We start from the raw sequence: 13,281 nt of genomic DNA on the forward strand, positions 1-13,281 counted from the left end.
GGTTAAACGCAGTCTTCTATCTTGGTCTCCATTTCTTTCCCGTACTCGGCAACGTTCGGGGACTTGATGACTTTAAGAACAACGGCGTTCTCCTCGAACCTGACTCTGAAGACTCTGCTGGCGTGCTCCCTGAGCTCCTTTAGGGTTCTCTCGGTGAAGAGCTCGGTATTTATGAAGTAGACCGTCGTCCTCCTCTCGTCACCCAGGTACGGCCTGATCATGTAACCAAACAGGGATTCCAAATCTTTTCTGTCCACCTCGTGCATCGCCAGGACCTTGTCGAAGCCGAGAACGATTCTGACCGTGTAGTCCGCGTCCACTTTCTTCAGCGCTTCCTCGTAGTGCTTCTTCCTTATCGGGAACTCCTTGCTGAGGTCAACCCTGCCGAGGACTTTTCCGGTCTTGAGCAGTCCGCCTATTTTTATGACGTTGGCGGTGTCTATGAGTTCGGTGTCAACGCCGGCCAGCTTGAGCTGCGTCCTGAAGACGTGGAGCTGGTCCAGTTGATCCACTATTATAACGGGAACCCCGTTCTCCCGCAGGCACCTCAGGAGGAGGTGAAAGAACATATGAACAGGTTCCCCGGAGGTGTATTCGATTAGAACGTCCTCCCCCGGCTTGATACTCCGGAAGTATTCAACCAGCGGCTCATCACCAGCGCTCGTCATGGCCATCCCCGTTTTAAAAAGAAAGATTCAATGTAAAAAGGTTTTGTTAACCAGCACTGCAAAAACCATTCCAAAAATGAAAGTTCTGACGCTCATGTTCTAACGCCGGATGTGGGAGTCTCGTTGGGCGAGAATCTTTCATTTCTGGAAAGATACTCTTGAAAATTGGTGCAGGGAGGCGTCATCCCTCCTGCTCTGCTCAAGTTCACTCCTCCAAGCTTCCGAGCTTACTTGCAAGCCCGCCGATGAAACCCGCCACCAGAATTATCACTAAGAAAATTCCCACAATTATGAAAAAATCCAGTATCAACAGCAGACCCACGTACAGTGCAGGGTGCATAGACCCCTCCCACCCTATGCGTTTGAAGGCCATGCCCATAAACCTTTCTAACGGGGAAGGTTTTGAGTGTTCTTACCTTCCTCCCCCGAAGAGAGCGAGGTCGGCGGAGAGTGCAAACTCTCGCCGATTTAACTTAAACTTTTGCCTGATTGTGCTCTGTGTGTTCTGTGTGCTCGTGCGTACTCACACTATTTTGAGGCTATGAATATATAGCCCTATCAAGCCGCATGAAAGTTTCACGCGGCTTGACGGGTTGACACCGAATGCAGTGCTCATAGTGGGCGGGTACACACCGAGAGAGTGTCACCAGCACGTATTTTCGCTATGCTGGTGCATACCAGATGTGGGCGCATCATGCTGAAAGGGCGTTAGTGCTAGAGAAAGTACGAACAAAGAGGGAAAACGGGGTGAAAGTTTTGACAATGCGCCCGGTATAACCATGTTATAAGTGGAACCCTTTGACAAGCTCTTCGTGCAAAATCTTTCCGTTTATGCCAGTTCTTACACAACTATGTTCTACTGAAACAGGTCTTGTGACATTTCGACAAGTGCTTTTGTAGTGTCCATGACCATGTTTCCACACAACTATGTTCTACTGAAACATTCTTAGGGCTGTGATTGAGGAGAACGGGCTGGACATCGAGTTTCCACACAACTATGTTCTGCTGAAACGTGACGATATGATAAACATTGACAAGGTATTGTTCATAGAGTACAGGCCGTTTCCACACAACTATGTTCTACTGAAACTCGCGTGCCGCGGAACAGGGTTCTGCGCTTGGTGAAGTGGTACGCGTTTCCACACAATTATGTTCTACCGAAACTTTCCGGTTTCTTGTCCTGTTTCGTTATATCTCTTCTTTCCTTGCTCTATTTAAGCATTTCTTCATGAAACCCGTGTTACTGGCTTTTCTTTATAAATACGTGCTGGAGTTGAACTCCGTTTTAGGATCTCTTTTGGCTAGAATTTCATTACATCATCTCTCAACTAGTCTTTTAGAGTGAACATAGTTTTGTTGTAGTTAAAAGGGGCTGTGGTGTGAGTAATGGTCTCTCATCATGAAAGAAGCTTTGAGTGAGGGATCACGTTGTCACTCATTTTTGGACAACAAATCGGAATCCCCCCAAACTGTACGTTAGTTCCTCCAAAACGGCCTGTATCATCATTTTGGCCTTGAACAGTCTTTTGTTCTTTCTGGAGTTTTCTCTCAAGGCATTTTGGTTTGCTGGTGTTACAGGTTATATTATGTTCTCCTGAGGGTTTCTTTCGTGGCCTATGACGTGAACTTTGAATTTTCCGGAGAGTTCATATATTAAAACTGAGTCGTCACTGTCTATCAGTTTTGAGAGGCCCTTTTTAACCTCCTCCAGTTGTCTATAATCTATTTCTCCTTCAAAGACACTATTCTGTCGCCAGCACAGGTATCTTGCTAGAAAGTCGTGAACTTTGACAACCCTCTTCTTGTCCACGTCGTAAACGACGATGACGTGCATTACCACCACGCTCTGAGGGACTTGTACTTTCTTTTCCCCGTTATATGGTTTCTAAAGGAGTATAGCTCTAACCTCATTATGTACCTCACGGAGGTGTACCTTTTGAGTTGGGGATGTCGAACTTTTCTCTCTAACTCCCTGTTGAACCCTTCGACGAGGAGTCTCTTGCCCTCATCAGTCAGATAAACGCCGTTCCCCCTTTTGAAATGTTCCTCCTGTATTTCCCGCCTGTTCGTCATCCGGGATGTCACTCGAAACACGGTGATTGGTTTGAAGATGTCAGCTATGTCGAAGACGAGGGAGTTCCTCCCGTCTCTTGGCTCGTGAAGGTAGCTCACAGTGGGGTTTAAACAGGTTTTGTGAATCTCTGAGAGAATCACGCCGTAAAGAACTGCGTTCCCGTAACTTATCATCGCGTTCACTTCGTCGCCTGGTGGCCGCCTCTTCCTACCATCAAACCTGAAGTGCTTGAGGGATAGGCCAAAGAGCCGGTAGAACTCTCTCCACAATTGGCTCTCTAAGCCCAAAAGCTCATTCGGCGTTTCGGCTTTTATCTCCACCACTTCAATCTCTCTGGTGTCTATCCCTAGAGAACGGAGGAGGGATAACATCGAAGCCTTTATTCCCTCGATGAACTGGGTCGCTATGTAGCACCGCTTCTCCGCATCAAGATAGTGATCAACTTGGGCGATGAGTGTTGAACCGCAAGGATTCGAGTCGGCTGGAATGAAAGATCCCCGGTAGTTTCCCCTTGTGCTGTAGCAGTGAACGGGAATTCCTTCTCGGGACAACAGCCTCAATGCCCCGCTCGTTAGTGTCACAGGAGCAAGACAAAAGACCTCACTCGTGGCCTTTACGGGAATAGTCCTCTTAATACCCTCCCCCTCGAACCTGAGCGTACCCTTAAAGCACCTGAGGATCCCTGGTTTAGTTATGTACAGGGGCCTTTTCACCTTAATCTCCCCGTGAGGTCGTTGATCAACCGGTCTAGCCCCTCCATCATGCCCCTAAAAATCGCCCAGATAACCCAGAGGATAATCAACCAGACGATAAGTCCGATGAGTAAGTCCAGCATTTCCATCAGGCCTTCTGTGGTTCCCACTAAGCGATACAACAGTGTTCTGCGGAAACCGGGAATTGACTACGGGAAGGACAGCCCAGTCAGAGTGCTCATGTTTCCACACAATTCTGTTCTACGGAAACAAGCGGAGGACGAGGATCCAGGTTCCCCTCACATGCAGGCGGTAGTTTCCACACAATACTGTTCTACGGAAACTCAAGGAAATGTATGAACATTTAGCAGAGAAGATTTGGCAGGATACTTTCTACACAATACTGTTCTACGGAAACCGTGTTCCAAGTCGAAAATTACCCGCTCGCAAGCCTAGAAAAGTTTCCACACAATACTGTTCTACGGAAACATTAGTGAAGACCTACCGGAAAGTAACCGGTAGGCGTGAAGTTTCCACACAATACTGTTCTACGGAAACTTCATTCCCGCCGGCAAATACCGGTACCCGAGGAATCTCCTCAAGTTTCCACACAATACTGTTCTACGGAAACCATCTCCAAACCTCCTTTTCGTTTTATAAAAGGAAAGAAACAAGTTTCCACACAATACTGTTCTACGGAAACCACGCCCCGATACCGAGCCGGAATACCGAGGAGAACCCGGAGTTTCCACACAATACTGTTCTACGGAAACTTAAGGGTTTGGTCAGAATGGATAATTTGGCCGAAGTTGTTATTCAAGTTTCCACACAATACTGTTCTACGGAAACAGGGCTCTGAGGAGGCTGGTTTCTTGTGGCGTGCGGTGTTTGTTTCCACACAATACTGTTCTACGGAAACTTTGGGAGGAGATACAAGAAAGGAGGTACATGTGATGAGGAGGTTTCCACACAATACTGTTCTACGGAAACTTTCAGGATTTTCAGTTCTTTTGGTGTGTAATATTATTTTCTTCCTTCTATTTAATTGTTTCTTGGGAAATCGGTAGCACCGGCACTCATTTATAAAGGGGTGCCAGGATAACGGAGATTGCTCTTCACTGGGATTTCGTAGCTGCCCTGTTATAATCCTTTGTGGGGAAATTCCAACTCGAACAGTGACATCACGGCTGATTAAGCGTGCTATCGTGATTTTTAATCTCTAAAACCTGTGTTCTCCATCCGGGTAGGCTTTTCTGGGATGGGAGATTTTCTATTCCACATAAGGGCGTTTTTCCGGGCTTTAATTTTCTTGGAACTCACCCCCTCTTCGGTTCCGAAGGACTCATCCCTGAGAATCTAGCTCCCTTTTCAGCATTTTTAGAAGAAAGAAACACCTGAATAGTACTCCTTAAGGAGAAATAGGGAAGAACGGTCTTAATTTGTCCCGGACAGGCTCGTTCTCCCTTTTCCTTTCTTACCGGTGCTACCCTTCGAGGGTTCTCGTCAGGATTGTTTCAATGACCTTCCACGGCTCTTTCATCGCCCCGCCGTATTTCACGTTCTCTTTTGTGTATCTAACGTACAGCTCGCCCTCGCGCTTCACCTCTATTAGGTTGGCCTCAAGGCCGGCGTGGGCCAGGAAGTTCCTGTCATCGACCTGCGAGTTTGGGTTCTTGCCCAGCAACCTCAGGAGTTCGGAATACCTGATCCATCCGTTGGTGTCCAGCTTTACGGACTTCGCGAGCCTGTCAAGTTCAGTCTTTGTTGATGCCAGGACCCTTCCCCGGAAGATGCGCTCCGATATCTCCACCAGCTCCTCCATGGAAAGCTCTTCCTTTGGAAGTCTATCCATTTCAAGAACCTTTGCCTGGAATGAGAGCTTCACTAGGGCCCCGAAGCCCCTCCCGAGGGAGAGCTTCCGCTCGACACTCCCCGGCGAAACCTCCACCGCGCGGGTATAGACGTCGGCCAGCTCTTCAACTGCCCCGGAAACTATCTCCATCTCCGGAAATGCAGAGGTGAAGACGAGGGGGAGACCGTTTACGACCGATGAAATCCAGGCGTTGAGCCTGCCGCGCTGGTCTCGTATCTCCCGAAGCTTCTTGAGTGACTGGAGCACGTTTCCGTAATCCTCCCCTTGAAGGGAGAAGTTGCCGAGGTAATCCTTCGTGTTCGGTGGTAGCGGTTCGAAGAGAGGGAGGGGTTTCACCTCTCCAGCCTCGATAACGTTTATCGTCAGCTCCTTCGTGATGTCCGGTACGAGAGGGTCCGAATTGTACGCCGTGAAGGTTACTTTGTTAGTTATTGCCGCTATTCCAAGGAGCTCCTTCAGCGCCCTGTACGCTAGGAGTGTGATGTAGTTGAGCCCGTGGGTCGAGTCGAAGTGAACGTCGAGGTCTCCCTTAGGGGGGAGTATCTGGCTTATCCCGTGGAGCAGATAGTAGTATGTGTCCATGGCACCCCCTTTGAACGTGCCGTGTGCAAAGTGGCCTATCCCTGGGACGATCAGGACGTCAACTTCCCTCCCCGCACCGATCCTTTCGAGGAAGTCCATTACCCTGCTCTTCACGTCTTCCCTAAGGGCTTCAATGGAGGAGAAGTCCCTCCCGAGGGTGTCTGAGAGCACTATAACCGTCCAGTCCGGCTTTATTGCCTTTTGGAGTATGGGGAGCGTTGATGGGCCGACGGAGCTTTCTTCACCGAAGCGGTACTTGGTCTCCCGCCACCTCTCGAAGTCCCCCCATGAAATGACGAGGAGCTTCATTCGAGCACCACCCAGCCCATCGGCATTCCTTTGGCGAGCCTTCTCGTCTTGGGGAAGTCCCTTGAGAGCCCCCTCCCTCCGGGCTTCTGGCCGAGGCCCAGCTGCCTTCTAACGCCCTCCCACCGTCGGTTTTCCTTGAGGAGGACACCGATTGTCATGGCCAGCCAGCCACTCCCCCAGCCGATGCGTAGAACGTGTCCTCCGTGGCCCTCCAGTGAGGAGTAGAACCTCTTAACCTCCGCTGCCTTAGTTCCGAACTTCCTGGCTTCGGCCGTCTCGGCTTTCCTGACGGCCGTATAGAACTCTTCCACAGCCTCCCAGAGGAAGGTCTCAAAGGCTTCCCAGGGCCGTCCCCAGTCCCTCAGGCACTCCCACAGGACCCCGTTGAAGTAATCCGAGTTCAGCCGGAGGAGTTCGGTATCGACCTTCACCTCTATCTCGGCGGTGGTTCCGGGTTCCAGGGCCTCGACCCAGATGGGTATCGGCTGAACGTTTCCGATGACGTCAACGTGATAGACGGCGAGGCGCTTCTTCCCTATCGCCCCGCTGTCCCTCACGATCAACGCCCTCATGGGGTCGCGCTTCGGTTCGTACTTAACCCCGGAGCGCCTGTCCGATTCCATCCCGAACACGATGGCCTCAAGCAGGTCGTCGGCGTGCTTTCCATCCGTTCTCTCCTGCGGGAGCTTTGCCAGATAAAAGTCCACGAGGCTCTCGCTCCAGCCTATTTCTCTGGCCAGTTCCGCGGTTTTTCTCTCTACCTGTCCCCTTTTGTTTTTTATCCCTGAAACAACGTTCATAGCCGTGCCAGAGTCGCCGCACTCCTTCAGAGCCTTGTAGAGAACCGCCGTTCTCAGCGCTCCTTTAACGCTTGAACCTGGGATGTAAGGCCTCCCGTTCAGCTTTATGAACTCCTTTATCTGCATGCTCCTCCGTCCGGGCTCTCCGTGGATCCTTAGGGCGTAGAGTGCATAATCCGAGGGGTTCAGGTGGAGTTCATCTATGTACCCCTTCCAGACGTAGGCGTCGCCAGGCGGGTTCTTGAGCAGGTGTAGTATCTCTTCGAGGCTTATTCCCATATTAATAAGATCTGCGGTGAGCTTTCCGGTATCGAGGACGTAAACGACGCCATCGCCGGGATATATGTCGAGGGGAGTTAACTCTCTGCCGTTGCCGATGTGGAGGGGGGAGAGCACCTTCAGAGTCATCCCTGTCATTCCAGACCCTCCGGGAGAAGCGTTGGAATTTGGAATGTTAAGCCGTAGACCTGAACCTTGAAGAGAAGGCCGAGGTCGAGGCTCTCAAACCTTCCTGGGTCTCCCTTCACAACCGAACCCTCCGCTATGAACGTCATCTTGGGCTTCCTTCGTCCGAAGCTCCAGCCGCCCTTTCTCAGGATTTTCCAGAGAACGGGTGTTTTTGTCGGCAGGGCATTGGAGATGGTGACGGAGTACTGGCTCTCGGGGGCTTTTATCTCGATTGAGTCAAAGGAGGGATTGAACAATCCTGAGCCCCAGGTGGACTTTCCGCCGATTCCGGTATCCGCAAGGAACCTCACCGCAGGCTCTATAAAATCCCTGAAGGTGTCTTCAGGCCCTGAGTAGAGGAAGTAGAATCCCGCATTCTCCTTGAACCGCACTTCCTCCCAGAAGTATATCGCCGAATCTTGGGTCACCCTGTCAAGGACGACCTTGGGAACGTCTACGATGGCGTGGGTATCCCTCTCTGGAACCTCGAACGGTTCCAGCTTCAGGGCTCTCTCAAAGTTTTCAAGGTCAAGATATGCCGCCCGTTTTATCCTCTTGGCCTTGGCCGTGTCGTTTCCGAAATCCATCAGTTCAACGGTCAAGGGTTTTGGGAGGTAGTAAGTGTTCCCAAGATACGGAAAGGCCGAGCTTATCCTCGCTCCCCCCTTGAATGCCTCCAGCAGTTCCTCAACTGCCATCTGTCCATAGAGGAGAGAGACGGCATTGGCTATGGCCCCGAAGAGCGTGTCGGAATGTGGAATTTCCCGTAAAGCCCCCTTGGGCTTCAGCCGCACCACTCTGAACTTCGCCATCACCCGGCCTCCAGCCTGCTCTTCACCCCCGAGAAGAGCTCCTCAAAGTTCTTCAGAATTTCTGAAACTGGCTTTCCTTTGGCCCCATCTATCTTCACCTTCTGCCCCTCGTCCCCGGTTCTGTAGTACTCCGGGGTCTTGAACTCGACGGATTCAAACTCGAACTTCACCTTTCCATAGCCTCTAGAACCCGAACCGCCGAGGTAGCTGTCCTCGAGCAGGGCCATGGCCGTGAGGATGTTTCTCACATCGTCTTCCCACTGGTCGAGCCTCTCGACGTTGTAGATTATCTCGAACTCAAACTCTGTTCCGGCAACAACACGTTCAAACTGTCTTAGATTTGTTTTGGAAGTAATTCTGTCTATTGAAACCTCGGGCTTCACCTCAGTTAACTCATCCAGGGGCCTGCCTTTCCACTCTGGTGTGAGATGGAGGTCTCGCACTATCACTCTGGATGGAAAATTGCTCTTATCACCGCTGGCTCCAAAGAGCCTGCACACTGGACAGTTGAGGGCAGACTCATAATCGGGGCAGACATGGATGTTAATGGGGTTTTCCTTAGTTCCGATATTCTTGTTGAAAAAGTTCTCTGTGGTGTTGATGTTGTATTTTTCTCTGTTTGAGTTAACATAGATTTCAAATAGGCTCCTGAGACGTCCCTTGAGAGAGGAACCTGGAATGTAGGGGTAGTGCGTTAGAGGGTCTCTTATTACTGGAGAGTCAACACCCCCAATCTCTGCAACGTTTCTACCGGCCCCTATTTTGAGGCCAGTCTCTGCTTTGAGTTTTCCCGTAAATATGATCTTTCCATAAAATCCGCGGTCTCTACCCTCCATCATTCTCTACCTCCAAAGTAGCGGTGATAAGCAACAATGGCTTCAAAGAACATGTACACCTTCTCAAAATTCTCAGGGCTTGCATTTTGATCTAAGGACAGCCAGTTCAAAATTGGCTCTAATACCTCCTGGATGGGAAGGACACTTTTGTTTTTTCCTGCATAGTATGCCATTAACATGTTCATTCTTACGGCTTCTTTTTTGATTTTCTGAGTAACGGCTGTCATGTCCTTTTTAGTAGTTACCTCAGTATGAAGACTCTTTGCCATTTCAATTATTTTGCGTATCTGAGTTGTCCTTAAATCGTTAACAACGGCATATGCGGCCACTATAGCGGCGTTTTTGAGGACTTCAATCTCGTCCCAATTTTTAAAGCCTTTCCCGTTTTCTTCTCTTGCCTTGCTTTTCACTTCTTGATACAGACTTTTGAGTGCATCACGCACCTCAGACTTCCGAAGGCTAGTCCGAACTTCCGAAAAATTGCCCTCCTCAAAAGCCTTCTTAATGCCTCTTATGGTCTCAGGGTCTTGCCTCGGATGTTGGTGCCTACGCTCCTGTCTTTGGGGGGAATGCCTCCCCTTACCATATCCACCTTGGTAACCCACAACCTTCACCTCCTAACCGCCATAAGCAGGATTTTCAAAACACCATCAATCCAGTAAATTGGCTGGGGCTCGTTCTTTTCGACTGCAGTCGCGTCAATCCCGACGAGCTTCGGGAAGAAACCCGAAAGCCCGTGCCTACCGAGAAGGTAAGCCGTTAGGTACGCCCAGCGGACGTCGTTGGGATCCCTCACGTACAGCTCCCTCAGCTCAAGAAGTCGCATCAGCAGGCTCTTCTTTGAGTCGAAGGGTTTTCTGAGCCTCCCGTTCCCGGCGTATATTTTTGAGGTGTACTCCCTCCAAAGCTCCTTATATTCGTCCCAAGTGTACGCTGCCGGGTGTCTCCCATCCTCTGGGTGGCTTCTTTCAATTACCACTATCCTGTCCCGCCCCTCGTCCTTGGCAGTTTCAAGTCTCCCGCTGACAACCTCCGCCATCCTGTATATAGGGGTCTTCGTGTCGAAGTACCCAAGGCCCGCGGAGAGGGTAAGTCCCTCACCAGTGTACGCCCTGAACGTTTCCCTTATCCTGAAGGCCAGCTCGAACGTCTGATCCCACGCCCCAACGATGAAGAAGTCATCGCCACCGGCGTAGACCACGACGATGTCCGGGACCTTGGGCCATTCCCTCAATGAGGGAACCGTTCCTATTACGTATCCGGATTTCCCCTCGATAACGGCCCTCATGTATCCCTTGAAGAAGTAGTCCATGAAGCGTGAAGCCGTCGCAAGCTTCGATGGACTGTCCATTGAACCGAAGAACTCCCCGAGCCTGTCAACGTCCCCCTTGAGAACCCCTATCCTTCTCGCGCCCGTTGAAGCCTCCGCGAGCTCCTCGAAGTCCGCCATGTGGCCTTTTTCAGACTCCCTGAAGTAGTCGGCCACGAAGTATGGGACGAACTCCATTGACTCCGGAATCTCGGGCGGGTTCAGCGTATTCTTGAGCAGGAAGAACTCTCCCCTCGGAATCGGCCCTCCCGCGTAGGGGATTAGATTCCTGAATGGTCCCCGTGTCACGCCCTCCTCTTCCCATGCTTTCCTGTCTAAAATGAAGCCCTTAACCTTTGGAAGCCTCGCCCCAAGTTTGGCGAGCTCGTTGCACGTCCTGCAGACCTTGACCTCTTGGTCGAGAATGAAGGGTTCAAGATTCCTCTCTGGGACTTCCTTCCCACAGACTGGACACTCCACCAGCCTTTCCGCCTTTGGTGCCGTGAACAAGCCCTCAACTTCACCGAAGCGCCTGAGCTTCCTTACGTTCAGCTTCCTCCTAAGCCGCTTTCTTGCCTCTTCAAAGAGGTTTCTGTCCCCCTTCCGTCCGAACTCCTCGCCGCTTATCGGCTCCCATTCAATGGCCAGATACAGGCTTCCCTCAAACTCCCTGTAAAGCCACTCGGAGATGACTTTTCTAATGCTCACGAGCTCCTCAACGGCCCTATCCGTGTTGGGGGCTATCACTAGGAAGTGACCGCCGGCGTTGAAAACCACGTTGGCCCTCGTTAGGCCAAGCCTCCCGAGGATTTCAAGTACAACGTCCCAGTTCATCAGCTCTAGGTAGGCACTCCTGGCGCGCAGGTATTTGAGCGTTCCTTTTCCCCTCACGCTATAGATGAAATCCTGTATGCCCGAGAAATCGCCCTCAACCAGCAGGAAACGCTTCTCCCTCCTGCATGCGCCGGACTTAACATCCTCCGCCTTGCACCCAGAGAGAAGCATTGTGAGGGCGATTGCGGAAGTCATCCTCATGTGGTCGTAGAGTGAGATGGTGTTCCCTGAGAGCGTTACCGAGCTTACAAAGGTTAAGTACTTTTCAAGAACCGGCATCACTCTGTCGATTTTCAGAGGGGTCTCCAAGAGCTCCGTGGCCATGGCTTTCACGAGGTTTCTGTAGTGCTCTCCCGATACACGAACGTCCTTGACGGGCATTGGAAGGTCCGGAGACCCATCGAATTTTAATGTCCCCAGAGGATACTCCAAGTCTCTCCCGAAAACCGAGGTTAATGGCCTGAAAACGTAGAACTCCCCACCGCTTCCTTCCCGTTCAGCGGAGGAGAGATTGTCTGCCTCATAGACTATCCACAGCGCTTTTAGAACGTCTTCCTCGGTCAGTCCAAACCTCTCAGGGGAAACCTCTCGAATCTTGGCTCTCATGTTCTCCTCGTTTTTCATGTGCTCGTAGTGGTGGAACTCTGAGAAGAGCGCCAGAAGCTCGTACTCCGCCCTCCCAGTGCTCCTTGCTAACTCCCTGAGAAAGAGGGCACCCTGTGCAGAATGGTCGCCGGAGTAAAGGCCCGCCCTCTGAACGGGCTTCCCTATGTCGTGCAAAAGCCCGCCGAGAGCCACCAGTTCATGAATTTCCACTTCCTCACCTCCTAACAGGGTTTAAGAATCCAAACCCAAGACTGTTCTTCTCCCCGAGACCCGCTTCCATGATAAATGCGTAGAACCTCTTCTCCTCGGCTCCAATTCTGTCCTTTTCCAGAAGCTCCCAGTTGGAGCCTATGACCGGGAAGGGTTGCCCAGCCTTCACGACCTTCACGTAAACGTCGAGCTTTCCGTTCTTCCTGAACTTGGGCACCATACGGTCAAATATCGGCCCATCGAGATGGAAATCGTCGTCGTAGAACGCGTTGTACTTCTTCTCCGCGTTCTCCTTGAGCCTGTTCAGGAAAAAGTTCAAGTCCCTGTGGGCATGGAGTTTGAAGTACTCGTTCTCCCGCGAGTTCCTGTAGATGACAATGGGAGAGCCCGTTTGGAAGCGCTTTCTTAGGGGCAACTTGAACTTCTTTACCTCTGCAATCACGAGCTCCTCGGTGCCAAGATAGACCCTGACTCTATCCTTCAGGTTAGAGTGGAGGGCGTTGATGAAACCCTCGTCCGGGGAGGATATTATGAACGTCGGCCTGCCGTCGCGATCGAGGAAGAAGTCTGAAAACGTGAAAAACTTGAACTTGGCCTCATCGTGCCTATCACCGTAATTGGTACCCTTCAGCATGTTGTAGATGAAACCCTGGACAGCGTGTTTGTTCGGTCTGAAGTTGCCGTTCCCATTTGGATAAAAAGACAGTTTGAGTCTCATCCGGGTCACCGGAAGATTTGAACGGTATAACTTTTTGGGTTATGAAGTTTATAACCCTTTCGAGGTAATCAGTGTTCACAATGCAGGGGGTGCCCAGAAACTGCCGATTGAAGCTGTTATCTCTCCGGAACGTGCCGTCTTGTTGGGATACAATCCTGTGACTGCAGAAACTTCTCGATTAACTTGATTAAGCAGGCGAGGAATTCAAACCAACTCCCATACAATCGTGTTCTACGGAAAACCCATGTTTGCGGCGTTGATAATCCTGAAGGGCGCCGTCCCGGTTGAGTTTTCACACAATCATGTTCTACCGAAACTGGGAGGAGCTTAAGGGGAGAGAAGGCAAGAAAGACCCGTTTCCACACAATATTGTTCTGCGGAAATCTGGTGGCTGTATGAAGGGCCTTGTTTCATACCATGAAGCGTTTTCACACAATATCGTTCTACGGAAACCCTGACATAGTAATAGGCTGGCGTTACGGCTGGGGGGAACTTTAGTTTCCACACAACA

The 13,281-nt window shown here is 50.9% G+C and carries 12 protein-coding genes and 1 CRISPR repeat array; all 12 genes read right to left on the reverse strand.

The window, feature by feature from the left end:
* Window positions 1-2 precede the first annotated feature (2 nt).
* A complete protein-coding gene (locus A3L10_RS01475) occupies window positions 3-674 on the reverse strand; it encodes a DUF257 family protein (RefSeq protein ID WP_088866072.1) in 672 nt (223 codons plus the stop codon).
* 199 nt (window positions 675-873) lie between these two features.
* Window positions 874-1,041 carry a hypothetical protein gene (locus tag A3L10_RS10280; RefSeq protein WP_157726865.1) on the reverse strand — a complete coding sequence of 56 codons (168 nt, stop codon included), beginning with the start codon at window positions 1,039-1,041 and terminating at the stop codon, window positions 874-876.
* A 1,206-nt stretch (window positions 1,042-2,247) separates the two neighbouring features.
* On the reverse strand, window positions 2,248-2,502 hold the full coding sequence (gene cas2 / locus A3L10_RS01480; protein ID WP_088866073.1) for a CRISPR-associated endonuclease Cas2: 255 nt from the start codon (window positions 2,500-2,502) through the stop codon (window positions 2,248-2,250).
* Window positions 2,502-3,455: a type I-B CRISPR-associated endonuclease Cas1b gene (cas1b, locus tag A3L10_RS01485; RefSeq protein ID WP_088866074.1), complete on the reverse strand. Its 954-nt coding sequence runs from the start codon at window positions 3,453-3,455 to the stop codon at window positions 2,502-2,504. Before cas1b ends, cas2 begins: the two co-directional genes overlap by 1 nt.
* Window positions 3,452-3,583, reverse strand: coding sequence for a hypothetical protein (locus A3L10_RS10390; RefSeq protein ID WP_257789364.1), 132 nt, complete (start codon window positions 3,581-3,583; stop codon window positions 3,452-3,454). The genes cas1b and A3L10_RS10390 overlap by 4 nt, the downstream gene beginning before the upstream one ends.
* 27 nt (window positions 3,584-3,610) lie before the next feature.
* A CRISPR array of direct repeats spans window positions 3,611-4,424; the repeat unit is 23 nt; unit sequence ACACAATACTGTTCTACGGAAAC.
* A gap of 493 nt (window positions 4,425-4,917) precedes the next feature.
* Window positions 4,918-6,198 carry a CRISPR-associated CARF protein Csx1 gene (csx1, locus tag A3L10_RS01490; RefSeq protein ID WP_088866075.1) on the reverse strand — a complete coding sequence of 427 codons (1,281 nt, stop codon included), beginning with the start codon at window positions 6,196-6,198 and terminating at the stop codon, window positions 4,918-4,920.
* On the reverse strand, window positions 6,195-7,415 hold the full coding sequence (gene csm5, locus A3L10_RS01495) for a type III-A CRISPR-associated RAMP protein Csm5 (RefSeq protein ID WP_232460999.1): 1,221 nt from the start codon (window positions 7,413-7,415) through the stop codon (window positions 6,195-6,197). Before csm5 ends, csx1 begins: the two co-directional genes overlap by 4 nt.
* Complete coding sequence (csm4, locus tag A3L10_RS01500) at window positions 7,412-8,257, reverse strand: type III-A CRISPR-associated RAMP protein Csm4 (RefSeq protein WP_088866076.1); 846 nt, start codon at window positions 8,255-8,257, stop codon at window positions 7,412-7,414. The genes csm5 and csm4 overlap by 4 nt, the downstream gene beginning before the upstream one ends.
* Window positions 8,257-9,093: a type III-A CRISPR-associated RAMP protein Csm3 gene (csm3, locus tag A3L10_RS01505; protein WP_088867520.1), complete on the reverse strand. Its 837-nt coding sequence runs from the start codon at window positions 9,091-9,093 to the stop codon at window positions 8,257-8,259. Before csm3 ends, csm4 begins: the two co-directional genes overlap by 1 nt.
* Window positions 9,093-9,707, reverse strand: coding sequence for a type III-A CRISPR-associated protein Csm2 (gene csm2, locus A3L10_RS01510; protein WP_088866077.1), 615 nt, complete (start codon window positions 9,705-9,707; stop codon window positions 9,093-9,095). Before csm2 ends, csm3 begins: the two co-directional genes overlap by 1 nt.
* Window positions 9,704-12,052 carry a type III-A CRISPR-associated protein Cas10/Csm1 gene (gene cas10 / locus A3L10_RS01515; RefSeq protein WP_088866078.1) on the reverse strand — a complete coding sequence of 783 codons (2,349 nt, stop codon included), beginning with the start codon at window positions 12,050-12,052 and terminating at the stop codon, window positions 9,704-9,706. Before cas10 ends, csm2 begins: the two co-directional genes overlap by 4 nt.
* Window positions 12,053-12,056: 4 nt before the next feature.
* Window positions 12,057-12,770 carry a CRISPR-associated endoribonuclease Cas6 gene (gene cas6 / locus A3L10_RS01520; RefSeq protein ID WP_088866079.1) on the reverse strand — a complete coding sequence of 238 codons (714 nt, stop codon included), beginning with the start codon at window positions 12,768-12,770 and terminating at the stop codon, window positions 12,057-12,059.
* Between the last annotated feature and the right edge of the window lie 511 nt (window positions 12,771-13,281).

Source organism: Thermococcus radiotolerans (genome assembly GCF_002214565.1).
Taxonomy (GTDB): Archaea; Methanobacteriota_B; Thermococci; order Thermococcales; family Thermococcaceae; genus Thermococcus; species Thermococcus radiotolerans.